The organism is Streptomyces sp. NBC_00631 (assembly GCF_045206895.1).
GTDB lineage: Bacteria > Actinomycetota > Actinomycetes > Streptomycetales > Streptomycetaceae > Streptomyces.
Map to the genome: position 1 here is coordinate 130858 of NZ_CP107734.1, position 17283 is coordinate 148140.

At 68.7% G+C, this 17283-nt stretch carries 15 protein-coding genes and 3 pseudogenes; 8 read left to right on the forward strand and 10 right to left on the reverse strand.

Annotation, left to right across the window (positions count from 1 at the left end):
* Positions 1-556: 556 nt before the first annotated feature.
* A complete protein-coding gene (locus OHB00_RS00670) occupies positions 557-1063 on the reverse strand; it encodes a hemerythrin domain-containing protein (RefSeq protein WP_406445547.1) in 507 nt (168 codons plus the stop codon).
* 240 nt (positions 1064-1303) lie between these two features.
* Here OHB00_RS00670 and OHB00_RS00675 point away from each other — a divergent pair, with 240 nt between their 5' ends.
* The gene (locus tag OHB00_RS00675) at positions 1304-1576 is read left to right on the forward strand and encodes a hypothetical protein (RefSeq protein WP_406430179.1); all 273 of its coding nucleotides are present in this window, start codon (positions 1304-1306) and stop codon (positions 1574-1576) included.
* A gap of 1823 nt (positions 1577-3399) precedes the next feature.
* On the forward strand, positions 3400-5721 hold the full coding sequence (locus OHB00_RS00680; protein WP_406430181.1) for an APC family permease: 2322 nt from the start codon (positions 3400-3402) through the stop codon (positions 5719-5721).
* A 375-nt stretch (positions 5722-6096) separates the two neighbouring features.
* On the opposite strand, the gene OHB00_RS00685 is transcribed toward OHB00_RS00680, so the two are convergent.
* Together OHB00_RS00685 and OHB00_RS00690 are read right to left on the reverse strand one after the other, a co-directional pair.
* Positions 6097-6501, reverse strand: coding sequence for an STAS domain-containing protein (locus OHB00_RS00685; protein ID WP_406430183.1), 405 nt, complete (start codon positions 6499-6501; stop codon positions 6097-6099).
* Between the two features lie 152 nt (positions 6502-6653).
* A complete protein-coding gene (locus tag OHB00_RS00690) occupies positions 6654-7010 on the reverse strand; it encodes a DUF488 domain-containing protein (RefSeq protein WP_406430185.1) in 357 nt (118 codons plus the stop codon).
* A 208-nt stretch (positions 7011-7218) separates the two neighbouring features.
* Between OHB00_RS00690 and OHB00_RS00695 the strand changes: the two genes are divergently transcribed.
* The gene (locus tag OHB00_RS00695) at positions 7219-8001 is read left to right on the forward strand and encodes a uracil-DNA glycosylase (RefSeq protein WP_406430187.1); all 783 of its coding nucleotides are present in this window, start codon (positions 7219-7221) and stop codon (positions 7999-8001) included.
* Positions 8002-8125: 124 nt separating this feature from the next.
* On the forward strand, positions 8126-8317 hold the full coding sequence (locus OHB00_RS00700) for a hypothetical protein (protein ID WP_406446348.1): 192 nt from the start codon (positions 8126-8128) through the stop codon (positions 8315-8317).
* On the opposite strand, the pseudogene OHB00_RS00705 reads toward OHB00_RS00700, so the two are convergent.
* Positions 8274-8543 (reverse strand): annotated as a pseudogene (locus OHB00_RS00705) (phosphate transport system regulatory protein PhoU); the annotation flags it as partial. The gene OHB00_RS00700 and the pseudogene OHB00_RS00705 overlap by 44 nt on opposite strands.
* Positions 8544-8669: 126 nt before the next feature.
* Positions 8670-9191 carry a DUF2231 domain-containing protein gene (locus OHB00_RS00710; protein WP_406430189.1) on the reverse strand — a complete coding sequence of 174 codons (522 nt, stop codon included), beginning with the start codon at positions 9189-9191 and terminating at the stop codon, positions 8670-8672.
* A gap of 167 nt (positions 9192-9358) precedes the next feature.
* Between OHB00_RS00710 and OHB00_RS00715 the strand changes: the two genes are divergently transcribed.
* Both OHB00_RS00715 and OHB00_RS00720 read left to right on the forward strand, forming a co-directional pair.
* Positions 9359-9574, forward strand: coding sequence for a hypothetical protein (locus OHB00_RS00715; protein ID WP_406430191.1), 216 nt, complete (start codon positions 9359-9361; stop codon positions 9572-9574).
* Positions 9575-9668: 94 nt separating this feature from the next.
* A complete protein-coding gene (locus OHB00_RS00720) occupies positions 9669-10073 on the forward strand; it encodes a nuclear transport factor 2 family protein (protein ID WP_406430193.1) in 405 nt (134 codons plus the stop codon).
* Positions 10074-10468: 395 nt separating this feature from the next.
* On the opposite strand, the gene OHB00_RS00725 is transcribed toward OHB00_RS00720, so the two are convergent.
* The 5 genes and pseudogenes from OHB00_RS00725 to folE form a co-directional block, all read right to left on the reverse strand.
* Positions 10469-10924, reverse strand: coding sequence for a CBS domain-containing protein (locus tag OHB00_RS00725; protein WP_406445549.1), 456 nt, complete (start codon positions 10922-10924; stop codon positions 10469-10471).
* Positions 10925-10961: 37 nt separating this feature from the next.
* Positions 10962-11512 (reverse strand): annotated as a pseudogene (locus OHB00_RS00730) (chloride channel protein).
* A complete protein-coding gene (locus tag OHB00_RS00735) occupies positions 11401-12249 on the reverse strand; it encodes a chloride channel protein (protein ID WP_406430195.1) in 849 nt (282 codons plus the stop codon). Before OHB00_RS00735 ends, OHB00_RS00730 begins: the two are co-directional and overlap by 112 nt.
* A 149-nt stretch (positions 12250-12398) precedes the next feature.
* Positions 12399-13292 (reverse strand): dihydrofolate reductase family protein, encoded by an 894-nt coding sequence (locus OHB00_RS00740; protein ID WP_406430197.1) that lies wholly within the window; start codon positions 13290-13292, stop codon positions 12399-12401.
* A complete protein-coding gene (gene folE / locus OHB00_RS00745; RefSeq protein WP_406430199.1) occupies positions 13279-13989 on the reverse strand; it encodes a GTP cyclohydrolase I in 711 nt (236 codons plus the stop codon). Before folE ends, OHB00_RS00740 begins: the two co-directional genes overlap by 14 nt.
* A 314-nt stretch (positions 13990-14303) precedes the next feature.
* On the opposite strand from folE, the gene tal reads away from it, so the two are divergent.
* Together tal and OHB00_RS00755 are read left to right on the forward strand one after the other, a co-directional pair.
* Complete coding sequence (gene tal / locus OHB00_RS00750; protein WP_406430201.1) at positions 14304-15452, forward strand: transaldolase; 1149 nt, start codon at positions 14304-14306, stop codon at positions 15450-15452.
* Positions 15452-16614, forward strand: a pseudogene (locus OHB00_RS00755) (NAD(P)/FAD-dependent oxidoreductase). Before tal ends, OHB00_RS00755 begins: the two are co-directional and overlap by 1 nt.
* Positions 16615-17283: the final 669 nt, after the last annotated feature.

A 17283-nucleotide genomic window follows, 5' to 3' on the forward strand; every position in this document is an offset into this window, starting at 1 on the left:
AGTCTCAACGCGACGTGCATGCCGCCGTGCCCGCCACCGACGATCAAAATCCGTGGCTGTGGCGCCATGGGCTTGGCCGGTCCAGTGGTTGCCATGTCGGCACCTATAAGCCGATCGGTCAGCCTGACCACGGAACCGGTCGACTGCTGCTGCAATACACCGCGTGCCCGACTCGGACATTTTATCGCCGATGTCTGGCGGGAGCCGGTTGGGAGCCTGGCCGCCGGGACGAGAACGGGCACGCGCAGCAGACTCCGTCCATCGACCGTCAGGTCGAGGACGACGCCGCCTTCTTCGTCGGTCTCTCGGCACTGCTCGAACAGCCGCTGCGCTCTGCGAAGACGACTCCTGGGAGCGTCACTGACGCCGCCGAGCCCAGCCGGAACGTGGCGCGGCAGATGCTGGACTACGAACGGCGCCGCCTCCTGCCTTCTGCGGCACTCAGCTACTGGGGTCCGGGCTGTGGGGGTCCGGGTCGGCCGGCTCGGGGCCTTGCTGGCGGGATTGCGTCAACTCGGCGAGCAGCTCTTCCGCTGCCTGTGCGGGAAGCCGCTTCTCAAGTAGCGGCAGGTAGATCTCCCCTTCTTTCGCGAAGTGCACCTTGACCAGTGGGCAGGTCGTAGAGGACGCGTCGTAGGTGCCGTTCTTCGCTGAGGCCGTCCGCTGTCTCGCTCGGTGTCCCTAGCTCGCGTGCCAGCCGACCGATCTCCACGTGGTCCTTGGACATCGTTGCGGTTGCTTCGGTGGCACCCAGTACTCGGGCGACCGCCGGGTAGAGCACTCGTTCTTCGATTTCAGCGTGGACTATGAGGTGATCGGCCAGGAACCTCTGGAGATCAGCGAGCGCGGCGCCGAGCGCGTCTGGCGTGGTTTGACCCACCGTGTCGGCGGTGGTGCGCAGTGTTTCGATGTGCGGCAGCAGGTGCGCGTGCTCGTCGCACAGGTGCTGGACGTGCCGGACAACTACGTCGGCCGTGTCGCCGACGGTGATGGCCAGAGCATGGCAGGCGCGGTCACGGTTGTAGGCGCAGTTCTCGACCTCGCACTCGGTTACAGCTGGCATTCCCACGACGACGGTCTCCTCGCAGCGGTGCGCCTTTCCGACTTGCCCATGGGTGATCAGCAGGCGGCGGATGTGTGCATGGGTCCACCAGGTCGAGCGTGGTCGTCAGCACCGCCGACGACAGCAGGTTTGCGCCGTACGGAGGCAGCGCCCGTTCGGCCGTCCTGCGGACCGTGAACGGGCGAGATTCTTGCGCGCTGATCAGGCAGGGTTGATTGTTGATCGCTCAGGAGGTCAGGCATGGGGCACTGGGTGTATGAATTCTCGGGTTGTCCCGACACCGGGGATTACCGCCAGATCGCGCAGGACGACGAGCCGGGCGAGGTGGTGCTGCGTGAACGCGCCGACGTTCCCAGCAGCGTGGATGGGTACGTACGCGACAGCATCGACGACCTGATACTGGTGGCCCGCTATCGGTGGGTGGCCGGCGGCCACCCGTCCACAGTGGCCCTGCAGGTACTCAAGGCATACGAAGCTCTTCCGCCCCCACCCGACGTGATGCTCAGCCAGTGAACGCTCCGGGCGGACGCCGCCCCGCCGACCGTGGCGGCGATCGCCCACGGCCGCTCTCCCAGCGCCCCGCCATCTGGGACCCGGCTGTCCGCACCCACTTCACGACTCTCTCATCACGCCCCCAAACACCGTACGGCCCGTACGCTCAGGCGCCGGGCGGGGAAGGCAACGGCGCCAGCCAGGCGCCTGGCTGTCGGGATGCAGCGGGTTCCGGCGGCTGTCACCGCATGGGTGAAGGGGGATGGTCCACACGGGCGGGGGCAGGAGGCGGCCACCGTGATCAGGGCGCATCCTTCGCTACTACGGGAGCTGGTCGAACGATGCGAGACGCTGCGACGGGAGGTGGCGTCCGGTAACAGTGCCGATGCCGCCCGCCGACTGGATACGGCTTTGTTCGTGGCCCGCAGACAGTTGGCCGTCTTCCTGGCCCGCCAGCAACCGCTCCGTCGCTGACCAGCCGCCCCCTTCCGCTGACCTGCTCAAGCCCGGATTGCTGCACGTGACGACAGGTAGCGTTGAAGGGGCTCGCATGCTGGCGGCCCCTGTTCCCCTTCTGCGTCGTGTGGCCATCGCCGCGCGGATGAGACCGGGCAATAGTCGATCCCCATACGCTCCGGGCGCCGGGCGGGGAGTGTGATGGCCCCCGGCCGGTGCCCGGTCCCGTCGCTTCGGGCGGGTCCTCCCGAACCCTAGACCCTGTGACCTGCGCGTTCGTCACCGCCGTACGCCTCGTCCTCGATGAGGACTTCGCCCTGGTCATCCAGGTATCTGATGATGCAGAGCCGCACCGGACCGCTTCATGCCGCCAGCCGCTGGCACCCGACACTCCGTCCGCCAGGGCTCCATCACGAGGTGCCACATGCCGAAGCGCCATGTCACGAACCGCTACTTCGAGTCCGGCGTCGCGGGGCTGTTCGTCCGTTGCAGCCAGGTGACGGCCGATTGCTTCCGAATACCGGCCTGGCCGTACAGCGTCTGAGTGATCTACTCGCATTTCGCTGTGAGGACGCCGCCGCTGCGCGTTCACACGACGAGCATGAACTCATGAAGCGTACGTACAGATCAGTGCTCAGTCTGGCGAGGAGGCGCAGGAGGCATGGCGAGCGCTCGGATGATTGGCCGAGGGCATCAGCCTCGTCTGGGTCTTGCGTCCCGGCGGTGCAGGTCACACAACGTTCAGCCTGTGTATCGACGGCGACCTCAAGGAATCCGTGTGGGATGAACTCGCTGAAGCCACCCCCCTCGCATCGAAGTTCAGTATCCAGGTTCGCGAGGAACCGGGATAAGCGGATATACACCCGGCGCCCGCAGGCCCACGATCGACAGGGCGAACACCGGTCCTGTAGAGGCCACCGGATGATTCAACGGTCGTGGAGGAGCATTACCCGCAAGGCAGCATTGGCGCGGCAGTTCTGCGACCCCCTGGCCGACCAGCCCCGGCCCTTGTCGCCCACCTCGCCGTCTGCGGTCTGCTCTACCCAGGTACGAGACCGACATCAGGATCCGGCAGATGTACCAGGCGACATCGCGCCGTCAGCTCTCTCGCGGAGAGTCGTCGCAGACCGGTCGCGATCCCGTACTCCCTCGGAACGGCACGGGGGTGCCGTTCCGGCTGACGGAGGTACCCGCGCTGATGCGGGTGATCATCGTGTCTTCCAGCACGCGGGCCGGTGGCAGCACAAAGGCCGGCGCCAGGCCGGTAGCGGCAACGAATGTGGCAGGGCGTCCTTCAGCCTGGATGAAGGTCACGGCCCAGGCGGGCGAGGCAGGGCACCCCGCTGCGGTCGTAGCCGGAGCTTCTGAGCCGGACAGGGAGGGCAGGCGTGGCTGAGGCTCGTGAATCGGTGCGACCGGGACTGCCGGAGTCGGTGGGCTACGCGCTCAAGCGGGTGTTCCTGGGCCGACCGCTGATCACGGAGCAGTTGCGGAACGAGCGGCTGTCCAAGAAGGTCGCGCTTGGCGTGCTCTCACCCGACGCGATCTCCTCTTCCGCCTATGGTCCGGAGGAGATGCTGCTCGCGCTGCTGCCCTACGCGGGGGCGGCGGCGTTCACTCTCGTGCTGCCGATCACCGGGGCGGTCCTGGTCATCCTGGTGCTGGTGACCGCCTCCTACCGGCAGGTGGTGACCGTCTACACCCGCGCCGGCGGCTCGTACGCCGTGACACGGGACAACTTCGGACCGAAGATCGCCCAGATCGCCGCGGCCGCGCTGCTGATCGACTACGTGGTGACCGTAGCCGTCCAGGCATCGGCGGGTACGGTCGCGGTGGTCTCGGCACTCCCGGAGTTCGGCCCCTACAGCCTGGAGATCACCATCGGGGTGGTCGTCATCCTGTGTCTGGCGAACCTGCGCGGGCTGAGGGAGGCCGGAGGCCCCTTCGCACTGCCCACCTACCTGTTCTCCGTCCTCGTCGGCCTCGTGATCATCACCGGCGTCATCAAACACTTCGCCGTCGGCCTGCCGGTCTACGACCCGGCCCACCTGCCCGGCACCGTCGCTGTCCACCACGGTTCGGGTCTGGTGGAGGGCGCGACGGTACTGGTGCTTCTGCGCTCCTTCGCCAACGGCGGGTCCTCACTGACCGGGGTGGAGGCCATCTCCAACACCGTCTCCGCGCTCCGCAAACCTCAAGGCCGCAACGCCCGCACCGTCCTGACCGTCATGGCCTGCACACTCGGCTTCCTGGTCGCCGGCGTCTCGCTGCTGGCGCATTTCACCCATGCCACCCCCTACCTGGCCGGATACCCGTCCGTGCTCTCCCAGGAAACCCAGGCGGTGTTCGGACACGGCACGGCGGGCCACGTGCTGTACGCGCTGGTACAGGCCGCCACGGCACTGATCCTCTACACGGGTGCCAACACCAGCTTCAACGGATTCCCGTTCCTGGCCAGCTTCGTCGCCGAGGACCGCTTCCTGCCCCGCCAGCTGACCAAGCGCGGACACCGGCTGGTGTTCTCCAACGGCATCGTTTCACTCACCGTGCTGGCGGTGGCTCTGCTGGCTGCTACCGGCGGCACCGTCAACGCCCTGGTGCCCTTCTACGCCATCGGTGTGTTCACCGGGTTCGCCATGGCCGGCTACGGCATGACCAAGCATCACCTCTCCCACCGCGAACCGGGATGGCGCCGACGGCTGGCCGTCAACTGCTCCGCGGGCGTGCTGTCCACACTCGTCGTGCTGATCTTCGCCGTCGCCAAGTTCACCGAGGGCGCCTGGCTGGTCGTGGTCGTCTTTCCCCTGCTGGTCGCGGTACTGATCCGCGTCAACCGCGAATACCGGCAAGAGGCGGCCATCCTCAACGAAGTGCGCGGCACCCCCGTTGAACAGGCCACGTACTCCTACCACCACGTGTACGTCCTGGTGAACAACGTGGACCTGGCCATGCTGGAAGCCCTGCGCTACGCGCACACCCTGCGCCTGAGCGAGGCCGAGGCGGTCCACTTCATGCTGGACGCCGCCCACGCCCAGCACCTGCGCACCCGCTGGGACGACCTGGGCATCGCCGTGCCGCTGAAAATCGTGGACTGCCCCGACCGCCGCCTGGTCCACGCCGCCGCGCAGTTCATCCTGGAAGCCGGCGAGGGCCGCGAGAACACCGAGGTCACCGTACTGCTGCCGCGGCGCAGCTACGCGCCGCTGCTCGGGCGGCTGCTGCACGACCGCACCGCCGACCACCTCGCCCATGTCATCAACCGCATCCCCCACACCGTGGCCACGATCGTGCCCTACGACGTGCAGGCCCGCATCCGGCAGCGGTTCCCCCGCCCGCCGGAGGAACGCCTGACACGTGGCTACGAACACCTCCGGGACCGGGTCGTCGGCCAGCCGCCGGAGCCGCTGACCGAGCACAACGCCCCTCGCCCCGAGCCCGACGCCACCACCATCGCCGCCGTGGAACCCGGCCACTTGGTCACGGTGGACGGGCGGCTGCACAGCATCACGGACGAGGAACGCGGCGACCACCGTGTCCTGCTCGGCACCCTCACCGACAGCACTGGCAGCCTCACCCTGGAATTCCACGACGCCCACCCGGACCTTGCCGCCGGACAACTCCTTCGCCTGACCGGCCAGGCCCACCTCCGCGACCGGTCCTTGGTCATCAGCGATCCGGGCTACCGCATCATCGGCACGGCCGGAGAGTAACCCGGTGCTTCGGCCGGCAACGAGGCAACGTGATCCGCTGTAGGCAGGGCTGGCGCCGAGTTACCTCTGCCTTCGGCCAGCACCTTGCTGGGGCACGGCCGGTGCCCGGTTGCGGCCCGGCGGGGGGCACCGCCGATGATCGCCGGTCTGGCACCAGCCGCACGCGGCGGGCAACGGCACCGAGCGGATCTTCACCGGCGACCCGACCCGACGATGTGCCGAACCCGAGCCGCACCCGTGAGCCCACCGCGGTTGCCGAACCTCTCGCCATCCCTCGCCGGCGCGATGCCTCAAACCAGGGTGCGATGCTTCAAGCCGGACGAGGCTCGGCAAACGCTACGGGAGAGGGAAGCAGGCCGTTCCCGTGAGCGTTCCTCAGGTTGACTGGTGGGGCCAGTGTTTCAGGCTGCCAGGTGAAGGTGTGGACTGTGTCGCTTCCGTTGTTGAGGGGTAGATCTCGTAGCTCTCGCGCATGCCGCTGAGGTCGAAGAGCCTGAGTGTCCGGCCGGAGACGGACGCGATACGCAGCGAGCCTTCATGTTCACGGATGCGTTTGGTGATCGCTACGATCACGCCCAGCCCCATCGAGTCCATGAAGGGGACGAAGCTCAGGTCCAGGACGAAGTGGCGGTGGCCCTCGTCGAGGAGCTTGATCACTCCTTCCCGGATCATAGGGGCGGTGTGGGTGTCCACCTCACCGTCGACCTCGACAACGCTCCAGCCGTTGACCACGTCGTAGCTCACCATCATGCTCTCGCGCCGGATGATGTTCGTTCGCATTGCCTTCCCTCTTCACGTCTGCGGGCGGCACACGATGCCGGCACGCTGCGGCGGAGCCGCCGGGCAAAACCGATCGCGGCCTGGGCAAGGATGAGTTCGCGCAAACGACGGTGACCGCCACTCCCGGTTTCTCCCGTGTTGGTCACCGGGTCTTACTTGGCCAGCCACTCGGCGAGGACAGCGGCCTGGCTGTGGTCCACGTCCTTGGTGGCGGTCAGCAGCATGACCTTGTCGTGCGCAGCAAGGTCACGCAGATGTTCGGCCGCCTCGCGGTGCCCGGCGTCGCGCAACTCCGCCAGGTAGCGGTGGCGGAACTCGGTGAAGCGGCTGGGCTCATGTCCGTACCACTTACGCAGTTCGCTGGACGGGGCGACATCACGCAGCCACTCGTCCAGGTGTGCGTCCTCCTTGCGCATGCCCCGGGGCCAGACCCGGTCGACCAGCACGCGCTTGCCGTCCTTCGGCGCGGTCTCCTCGTAGACTCTGCGATAGGTGATCTGTTTGGCCATAATGGTGCCCTTCCAGATCGGTCGGCCGCTCCGGCCTTGATTGGGTGGACAGCTCCGTGCCCTGCTGCGAAGCGGATGGTTCCGACTCACCTATTTTATCGGGCCAGCTCATGCGAACCCATCGGGATCCTGGCGGGTCACCCACCACGACCGCCGCCCCGGTGCAGAGCGACGGCGTCCGGTACGGCGTATTGACGAGGAGCACGATGTGCCCAGCAAACGTCCCCTGCCCGAATCACACGACTTTCCCGCTCGGACGGCTCCCAGGGTGAGCTCCCCGAGCGAACTGGACGCGGCGGTGGCCACCTGCCGGGCGTGCCCCCGGCTGGTGGCCTGGCGGGAGGAGGCCGCGCGCGTCAAGCGCAGGGCGTTTCGGGACTGGGAGTACTGGGCGCGTCCCGTACCCGGATTCGGCCCGCCGGACGCACCGCTGGCGATCGTCGGTCTGGCACCGGCCGCACACGGCGGCAACCGCACCGGGCGCATCTTCACCGGCGACCCGTCAGGCGACGCGCTGTACGCCGCCCTCTACGACATCGGGCTGGCCTCCCAGCCGACCGCCACCCACCGGGGCGACGGGCTGGAACTGTACGGGGTGCGGATAACGGTCCCGGTGCACTGCGCACCGCCCGACAACCGGCCCACCACCACCGAGCGCGACACCTGCCGCCCGTGGCTGGCCCGCGAACTGGAACTCTTGCGACCGACCCTGCGGGTCATCGTGGTACTCGGCGGCTTCGCCTGGCAGGCACTGCTCCCCGTGCTCACGAGCGCAGGCTGGCAGCTGCCCCGCCCCCGCCCTGCCTTCGGACATGGTGTCGAAGCCCTCCTCACCCACGCAGCCGATGAACGGCAGGTGCATCTGGTCGGCGGATACCACCCCAGCCAGCGCAACATGTCCACCCGGACCCTGACCCCTGCCATGCTCCGCGACGTGCTGCACCGGGGCGCTGTCATCGCCGGGCTGTCACGGGAACGGCAGCACCGGTAAGCTCGCGCGCCATCCTGATTAGCGGCGTGGCAGGGCCTCGGAATGTCAGACAAGTGCTGGTCACAGCGATGCTGGGACGTCCGTTGCCCGCCAGTGTGCGAGTCTGGCGGCGGAGCGGAGGCCGGTGAACACACGACTGGAGGGTGAGGACGCGATGCGGGCGACGTATCACGAGGAGCTGCATGCGATCAGTGACGGCCTGGCCACCACCGCGCTCCTGGACACCGACCTGCAGCTCGCCGAGAACGTGATCTCAGCCGACCGGAAGGTCCATCCATGCGGTCGTCGTCCTGCTCCAACTGGAGTGCAGCCTTGACGTGATGGGTGAGGATCACTTCGGCTTCCTGCGCCCGCGCGAGCTGGCCCATGTCCAGAACCGTGCGGCGCAGATCCCGCGGTACGGCCCGCTCCGGATACCGCATACGGGCCAGCTTGGCCACGTGCTGGGCCAGGTCGCCTGCGCGTTCCAGTGTGGTTACCTGATCTTGGCCGTCGCGTCCTGCTGGCGCCATCATTGAACACAGCGAAGCAGCACCCATCTCCTCAAGTGACGGCGACACCTATACTCGGTCATCCGTGTTGATCGCCCACGGAGATCCCCTGCCCTCGGAAGCCGATCCGGTGGCATTTCACGTTCCGTGTCCACGGCTGCAGAGCCGCGCTGGAACTCAGACTGCGTGACTCCTGTGAGCACCGATCCGATGCACGTTCTGCACCGCGAGTTCGTCCCGTTCCTGCGTCGGGGTGAGACGGATGCCGATGTGGTAGTCCTGAACCAGCATCCAGCCGAGGAAGCCGGCGGCGATGGTGCAGGCGACACCGGCCGAGGTGAGCGCGAGCCCGAGGGTGGTCCCGGTGGCCGGGCCGTTCCAGTGCGTGACGTACGTCCCCAGGCTGACCGCGAACAGCACGAGCGCGGTGACATTGAGGCTGGCGTGGGCCAGACCGACGGTCTTGGCGGCAGAGCCGCGCGGGATGCCGAAGGCCCAGTCGACGAGGCCGGGGACCGCGGCGAGCAGCGCGCTGCCGACGCCCACGACGTTCAGTGCGATCGCCAGGTTGAGCCAGAACTGGTCCCCGGTAGCCGCGTACATGGCGAAGCCCACGAGGGTTCCCGTGTAGGAGGAGACGGGGAAGCCGATCAGCATGGGGTGGATGGGGTGCCCTGCGACGGTGGCTTTGCTGTACATGAAGCCTCCTGGGTGGGTCCCCGTTTGGAGGTGTCGATCCTTTTCTTCAGCGTCTCTCTGCTGGTGGGATCCGCAACCGCGCCAGGCGACGGTCCTGATCCCGCGGGATCAGGGTGACAGAGGGCGTCCGATGGGCGCTTCCGGCGCCGGCTCGTTTCCTTGATGTAGTGGTCACCGTAGGCGGCCTCGGCATCGTCGAGGCCGACCAGCGCGGGTTGATCCATGACCGGCTGCCGCTCGGCGAGGTAGTGAGCGGTCTCCTCGGCTACCCGCTGCTGTCGGCCTCTGCCGCATCGAGTTCGTCGACGACGGCCGGGCTCGTCGGACCGCGACTCGATCCGAGGCTGATCGGAGACCGGCAGACGAGCGCCTCTACGAAATAGCTGCACGGAGGAGCCGGATCCAGACAGCCAGAAAATCATTGCACTATCGCATAGTTTAGTTTGTTAAGTGATTCCGTGAGTCGGGAGAGAACACATGTCACCCAGGCACGGGCCCGGCCTCAGCGTCGTCGCTGCTCACTTGCGCGGAGCGCTGAACACTGCAAACTGGCAGGTCCTGGCCGAGGTCCTGCACCCGAACGTGTGCTGGGGGCATCCCGGCAGGAGTGCTGGGAGTTGCCGTGGCCGTTCTCGTGTCCTCGGACGCTGCGCGCGCCTGTACGCCCGCGCGCAGCGGATGACGGTCGACGAGACCTTCACCTACCCGGGGGCCGTGGTTCTCGGACTGCAGATTCGCGGCGCGACGCACACGGCTGTTTCAGGCGGCACGGTGTACCAGGTTTTCGACGTCGTGGACGGCCTGGTCACCCGTATCACGGGCTATGCGGATCGCTCCCGGGCCCTGAGGGCTGCGTACTTTGGCGCCGCGGCCGGCTTGTGAGCGCTTTCCGCCGGAGCCTCGTGCTGGCGGCTCGCGCGAACGCGACGCCCCGCATCCGCCCGGCGAGGTGATCCACGGGCGAACCGTCCCGCAGGGTGCGCGGCCCTATCCACCTGTTGAAGCGCCCCTGGCGGACCAGGGGCGGAACGGCGGCAGAGACCGCCGTCCGGCTACGTACCGCTTCAGACCCCGTCGCGATGCCGCCCCTGGACCCGACCGTACGGCGGGGACACCCCGGACTTACATGTGCCAGCAGACGGTTGGGTCGACGACCAAACGGGCGTACATCGTGCCGAATCGATGACGAGGAGCAGCCCCGGGTGGCAGGCGCGGAGCCGGCCCCGCCACCAGAAGAGCCGGCTGCCCGGTGCACGCGTCGGTGCGACCGGCGTGCGTCATCCCGGTGTCGCGGCGGCGGTGCGTCGTGCTCGCAGGGTCAGTATGCGCTCGGCGTGGTGTTCTTCGTGGAGGTCGATGAGGCGGGCCTGCAGGAGGTCGCGGAGGCTGACGATGCCCTCGACCGTGGGCTGCAGGTCGCGGCCGACAGTGAGCAGGCGGGTGACGCCGTGCTGGGCCATGCGGTTGGCCAGGGTCCGCAGGGTCTCGTCTGGGTGCGCGGTGACCGCGGGCGCAGCCAGTTGGACCAGCGGCGTGGGGTCGGAGGGGGCGGCGTGGAGCAGTTGAGCGCGGGTGACCACGCCGACGAGGTGGTCGTGCTCGTCGAGGACGGGGTGGAGACGCTGGGCCAGCAGGCGTTCCGGGTCCGCTACCTCATGCGCGGTGCGCAGCACGGCGGTGGCCGCGCCCGCGGTGTCGTCCGCGTGGAAGCTGACCGCTATCGGTGTCTCCAGTTGTCGGACGAGGTGGACTTCGAGCGGGTCGACGGAGTTACTCGCGGGTTAGGTGCGGGCCACGCCGGGCGAGCTTCTCGGTCAGCACCGACCTCTTGAGGAGGGTGACGGACAGCAGATACGCCGCGGAGGCGGTGATCACCATGGGTACCAAGGCGTTGACCTCGTGGGTGAGTTCGAGGCAGAACACGATGCCGGTGAGCGGGGAGCGCATGACGCCGCCCAGGACTCCGGCGAGCGAGACCACGGCCCAGAAGCCGGGCTGACGTGGGGGAAGACCAGGCTCTCGGCGGCTCCGAGGGCGCCGCCGACCATGAACATGGGGGCGAGGACGCCGCCGGAGGTGCCCGAGCCGAGGGAGAGGCCCCAGATGAGGGTCTTGAGGACGAGGATGCCGAGGATGAGGCCCACGGTGGCCCGGCCGGTGAGGAGCTGGCCGATGACGTAGTAGCCGACGCCGAGGGCGCGGGGTTCGATCAGGCCGCGGACGCCGATGATCGCTCCCCCGATGGCGGGCCACCACATCCAGTCGATGGGCAGCTTGGTGAAGAGGTCTTCGGAGAGGTAGACGAGCGCGGTGGCGGCCAGCGCGAGCAGGCCGGCGACGATGGACAGCGCATGGCGGTGGGGGCGATGTGGGCGGGGACGTGGGCGCCGCCGAACAACGGGTCGGTGCCCGGGAGCGGGCTGCGGACGAGTGTGGCGGTGACGGCGGCGACGGCGACCGGCAGGTAGGAACGGGGTCGCCATTCGAACAGGAGGAGTTCGACGGCCAGCAGGATGCAGGCCAGGGGCACGTTGAAGGTGGCGGCCATGCCGGCCGCGGAGCCGGCGACGAGCAGCGCCTTGCGTTCGTCGGTGGTGACGCGCAGCAGTGGGGCGAGGAGGGAGCCGACCGCTCCGCCCGTCGTGATGATCGGGCCCTCGGCGCCGAACGGGCCGCCGGTTCCTATGGAGATGGCAGCCGACGTGGGCTTGAGCACCGCGACCCGCGGCTGCACGCGGCTGCCGCCGACCAGGATCGACTCGATCGCCTCCGGCATGCCGTGGCCGCGTATCTTTTCCGCGCCGTACCGGGCCATCAGCCCGATCAGCAGGCCGCCGACGACCGGCATGACCAGCAGCAGCCACCGGTGGGCGGTGTCGCCCGGCACTGCCGCGCCGAAGCCGAGCCGTCCGAGGAAGCTCAGGTTGGTGATGAGCGCGATGAGCTTGAGCAGTCCTACGGCCACCAGCGCCGCGGCGGCGCCGACGGGCACCGCGAGGGCCGTGATCGCCAGGGCGCGGGGAGGGACGTGGAAGTCGCCGAGGTGGGGGATTTTCACGCTCCCGTGGGGTTGGTGTCCCACGGGCCCTCGCAGTCACGGGTCAGGACCGGGTTGGTCCGACGAACAGGCTGGGGGCGGCGCTCTTGGCACTGATGGGGCGGCCGGCAACCCCGCACCGGGACCATCGGTTGTGCAGGAGCGGGAATTCAATGAGTCGACCCCTGGTGGTCGCCGTCGTCGGTCGCGGGAGGCCGATGGGGCAGTCGGTAGCGCAGGAACAGGTAGGACGCCCGACGCCGGGCACTGATCAGGTCTGCTGGTTCATGCCGCTTCGGGAGGAGTTCGAGCCCAGCGATCAGCCCGTGACGGGTGGTGCTCGCGCGGCCAGCCAGTACCGGTGAGAGAGTTAGGAACAACTCGTTCAGGGTGCCGGCACCGACGAGTTGCCCGATCAGGTGCGGGCCTGCCTCGGAGAGGACCGTGGTGTGTCCGCGGGCGCGGAGGGTGTCGAGTACCTGCGGGATGCGCAGTGCCGGGCCGTCGCCGAGGGGAAGGATGGTGCAGGTCGGCGGGAGGTGTCGGGTGAGGCGGTCGGCACCTTGGGTGGTGGTGGCGATGAGCGCGCCCGTCCGCAGGGCGGGGTGCTCGGCCGGCAGGTTGCCGCTCGCGGTGACGACGACCAGTTCCGGCTCGATGGCACAGCGCCGCTGCTGGCGGAGGAGGGCGAAGTCTGTGGCTGCGGCCGGGTAGACGTGCTCGGGCGTCCACCGGTGCCGGGGTGAGGCGCGCAGCGTGCCCGCTCCGATGAGGACAGCGTCGGCGCACGCCCGCAGCAGCCCCATCACGAACCGGTCGGCGGGCTCACGCCCACTGACCGTTGAACCGGATGAGGGGTATTCCGGTCCGAGCGCCACCACTCCGTCGAGCGAGGCGACGAAGTTGGCGTACAGGCACGGTTTGGAAAAGCCGAGGTCGCCGTCGTAGAGCGCGGCCAGCGCCGGCGGCAGGCTCCAGCGCTGCAGTCCGGCCTCCTCGTACAGCCGCGTCAGCGGCTCGGCTCGGGGCACCGGAGCCGTGGGGGCAGTATCAGGCCCGGCCACGACCGGTGCTCCTGGGGCCGCACAGGTCGAAGAACTCCATTCTCAGCTGGTCCTCGGTGTCGTAGGTGCCGCGCCAGTAGGTGGTGCGGGTGCTGGACTCGATCTCGCGGACGCCGCGCATCTGGGTGCACAGGTGCACCGCCTCCAGGTGCACGGCGACGCCGTGCGGCTCAAGGATGCGTACCAGCGCGTCGGCGAGCTGCTGGCCGATGCGCTCCTGCACCGAGAAGCGGCGGGCGAACAGCCGTAGCAGCCGGGTCAGTTTGGACAGGCCGAGGATGTGTTCGTGGGCGACGTAGCCGACGTAGGCGGTGCCGAAGAACGGCAGGCTGTGGTGCTCGCAGAGGGCGAAGAACGGGATCGGCCCCTCCACCACCTGGCTGATGCGGCAGTCCGGGCCGCCGCGGCACTCGGTGGGGAACGCGGTGACCAGCTTCTCGTCGCCCTCGTATCCGCTGGTGGCCTCAAAAAGTGCGCGCAGGAAGCGGCGCGGGGTGTCGGCGGTCGAGGGGGAGCCGCCGGGCATCCCCAGCGCGGTGAAGATCTCCAGCATGTAGCCCTCGAACTGGTGCCACTGCTCGGGGGTGATGCGCCGGGGCCGGACGGCTGCCCACTCCTCGCCGTCGTATCCGATGTCGTCGCCGGCCAGGCCGCCGACCTTCTGCGCTCCTCTCGGTGGCTGCTGTTGGTCACTCACCTGTCATCACCTCCTATGACGTCTGCTCGCCTCGGCCGTCCAGACCCCGGGCCCGGCCATAGACCCCGCAGCAGGTCTCGCATGCGTGCGCTGCCGTACCTTTGACATTCTGATCATGCAGTCACAGCGCTCACGGTGCACCCTGGCACGTCATCGTCGAAGGTGTGTTTGGGCAGTGTCCAAGCGGGCTATGCGCCCCACGAGCGCGCAGCATGGCGCCCTCGGTCGACCTGCGGTACCGCGCGTGCTGAGTGAGTCTTGACCCGAGGGAGTCCTTCGCGGCTCAAGACGCCTGGGCCGTTAGGAGACACACGGTGACCGACACGCTCGCTCAGCTGTCCGCGTCCGGGGTATCGATCTGGCTGGACGACCTGAGCCGGCAGCGGCTCATCGACGGCAGCCTGGCCAGGCTGGTCGCGGACCGGCACGTCGTGGGGGTGACCACCAACCCGACGATCTTCGCCAGGGCCATCGAGAACAGTGACTGCTACGACGACCAGCTCGCCGACCTCGCGCTGCGCCGGACCGGGGTGGAGGAGGCGCTGCGCGCGCTGACCACGTTCGACGTGCGCTGGGCCTGCGACGTGTTGCGCCCCGCGTACGACGCAAGCGCAGGTGTGGACGGGCGAGTCTCGATCGAGGTCGACCCCCGCCTGGCCCACGACACCGCGCGCACGGTCGCCGAGGCGCGGGCACTGTGGTGGCTGGTGGACCGGCCGAACCTGTTCGTGAAGATCCCCGCAGCCAAGCAGGGCCTGCAGGCGATCAGCGCCTGCCTGGCCGAAGGTATCAGCATCAATGTCACGCTGCTGTTCTCCCTGGACCGCTACGACGCGGTGACGCAGGCGTTCCTCACGGGCATGGAACGCGCCCGGGACGCCGGACACGACCTGTCCGGCATCGCATCGGTGGCGTCGTTCTTCGTCTCCCGGGTGGACACCGAGATCGACCGGCGGCTCGACCGGCTGGGCGGCGAGAAGGCCGCCGCCCTGCGCGGACGCGCCGCCCTCGCCAACGCCCGGATCGCCTACGAGCACTACCAGCAGGCCCTTGCGACGGACCGCTGGAAGCGGCTGGAGCGAGCCGGTGCCCGGCCGCAGCGGCTGCTGTGGGTGTCCACCGGTGTGAAGGACCCGGCCTACGAGGACACCCGGTACGTCGTCGACCTGGTCGCCCCCGACGTGGTCAACACCATGCCGGAGGCCACCCTCGACGCGGTCGCGGACCACGGCGTGCTGCCGGCCAGCCACATCCGTGACACCTACGGTGAGGCACACCAGGTGCTGGACGAACTCGCCGGGTTCGGCGTTGACTACGCAGATGTCGTCCAGGTGCTGGAGGACCAGGGCGTGGAGAAGTTCGACGCCAGCTGGGACGAGCTGGCCGGGAAACTCACGGCCCGCCTCAACGCCTCCGCCGGCACTCGGCCCAACCCCACCGGCGACAGCAGGGAGCATGCGTGATGGCATCAGCGACGTTCATGATCGTGGGAGCGAGCCTGGCCGGTGCCAAGGCCGCCGAAGCACTGCGCGGGCACGGCTTCGACGGCCGGATCCGCAGGACCGTGAGACGATCTTCGTCCACCCGGAGCAGTGGTACGCCGACCAGGCCATCGACCTGCGAGTGGACACCACGGTCACCGAACTCGACCGCGACCGGCGCACGGTCACCCTCTCCGGCGGCGAGAGGATCGGCTACGACAAACTGCTCCTGGCCACCGGCGTCTCCCCGCGCCGCCTGCCCGTGCCCGGCGCGGACCTCGACGGCGTGCTCTACCTGCGCCGCGTCGGCGACTGCGAACGCATCCAGCGGACCTTCCAGTCCGCCTCCCGCATCGTCTTCGTCGGCGGCGGCTGGATCGGTCTGGAAGTGGCAGCCGCCGCCCGGGAGGCTGGCGTGGACGTGACCGTTCTGGAGGCGGGCGAACTGCCACTGTTGCGCGTGATGGGCCGACAGATCGCTCCCGTCTTCGCGGACCTCCACCGCGAACACGGCGTGGACCCGCGCCTGACCGCACAGGTGGCCGAGATCGTCGGCGACAACGGGAGGGCCGTCGGCGTCCGCCTGGCCGACGGCACCCGCGTCGACGCGGACGCCGGTCGTGGTCGGCATCGGGGCTGTCCCCAACACCCGCCTGGCCGCCGCCGCGGGTCTGCACGTCGACAACGGCATCACGGTCGACGCGTCCCTGCAGACATCCGACCCCGACATCCACGCGGCGGGCGATGTCGCCAAGGCCTTCCACCCGATGCTCGGCAAGCACATCCGGGTGGAACACTGGGCCAACACCCTCCACCAGCCCGAGACAGCGGCCCGGTCCATGCTGGGCCAGACCGCCTCCTACGACCGAGTCCCGTACTTCTTCACCGACCAGTACGACCTGGGCATGGAGTACGCAGGCTACACCGAGCCTGACGGTTACGACGACGTGGTCGTCCGCGGCAATCTGACGACCAGGCAGTTCATCGCCTTCTGGACTGCCCAAGGCCGCGTGCTGGCCGGCATGAACGTCGACATCTGGGACGTCAAGGAGACGATCCAGCTCTGGTCCCCTCCGGCGCCCGGATCGACCCGGCCAGACTGGCCGACCCCGACGTGCCACTGGAGGAACTCGCCGCCAGGTGACGCTCCCCAGCAGCGGGTTCCATGGCGCGGCGACGCGAGCCCTGCGCGTGGCAATCAACGCCGTGCGGACCTCGGCCGGGGGCCACCCGTCACGGACACGCGTCCGAGATGGTCGCCAATATTCACACCGGCCGGCCGGTGATGTCGCTCCTGATGGGCACCCGTCGGACGCCGTCAGCCGGGGAGGGAGCGGTGAGATGATCGCCATTGCTGTTCCTCTGCTGCCCGCGCTGGGACTGCTGCTGTACGGGATGGACCATTTCGAGGAACGACTGTTCGGCAAGCCCGCCTCGGCGCACCATACCCGTGACCGCCACCCGCGTCTGATTTCAGTACAGCCAGGCCGCCGTCCGAGGACTGGCGCGCCGCCGGTCGCCGCGAGTGGCACGTCGCTGCGGAGCGAACGGACATCACCGCACTACCGGGGAGCAATGTCCAGCATGCCGGGGCGTGCTGGCTGCGCACGCCCATGATGGAAGGGCACGGCCGTCCAGTAGTGTTCCCGTCCGGACCGTCAAGGAGTGCGACGCGGACGGTGACTCGTTCGTCCACCGGCTCCCGCAGTGCCTCGAAACCATAGGCCACAGCCATCTCGTTGAGGATGCGACCAGTCGCGTACGTGCCCACTGTCCCGGCCTATGCCGGCCAGCACGCCCTCAACGTCCGCCG

Bases quoted from the DNA above. Each gene is read 5' to 3' on its own strand.
- OHB00_RS00670 (WP_406445547.1), bottom strand. From the start codon at position 1,063: ATGCCAGCTGTAACCGAGTGCGAGGTCGAGAACTGCGCCTACAACCGT.
- OHB00_RS00675 (WP_406430179.1), top strand. From the start codon at position 1,304: ATGGGGCACTGGGTGTATGAATTCTCGGGTTGTCCCGACACCGGGGAT.
- OHB00_RS00685 (WP_406430183.1), bottom strand. From the start codon at position 6,501: ATGCGAACGAACATCATCCGGCGCGAGAGCATGATGGTGAGCTACGAC.
- OHB00_RS00690 (WP_406430185.1), bottom strand. From the start codon at position 7,010: ATGGCCAAACAGATCACCTATCGCAGAGTCTACGAGGAGACCGCGCCG.
- OHB00_RS00710 (WP_406430189.1), bottom strand. From the start codon at position 9,191: ATGTACAGCAAAGCCACCGTCGCAGGGCACCCCATCCACCCCATGCTG.
- OHB00_RS00720 (WP_406430193.1), top strand. From the start codon at position 9,669: ATGTCACCCAGGCACGGGCCCGGCCTCAGCGTCGTCGCTGCTCACTTG.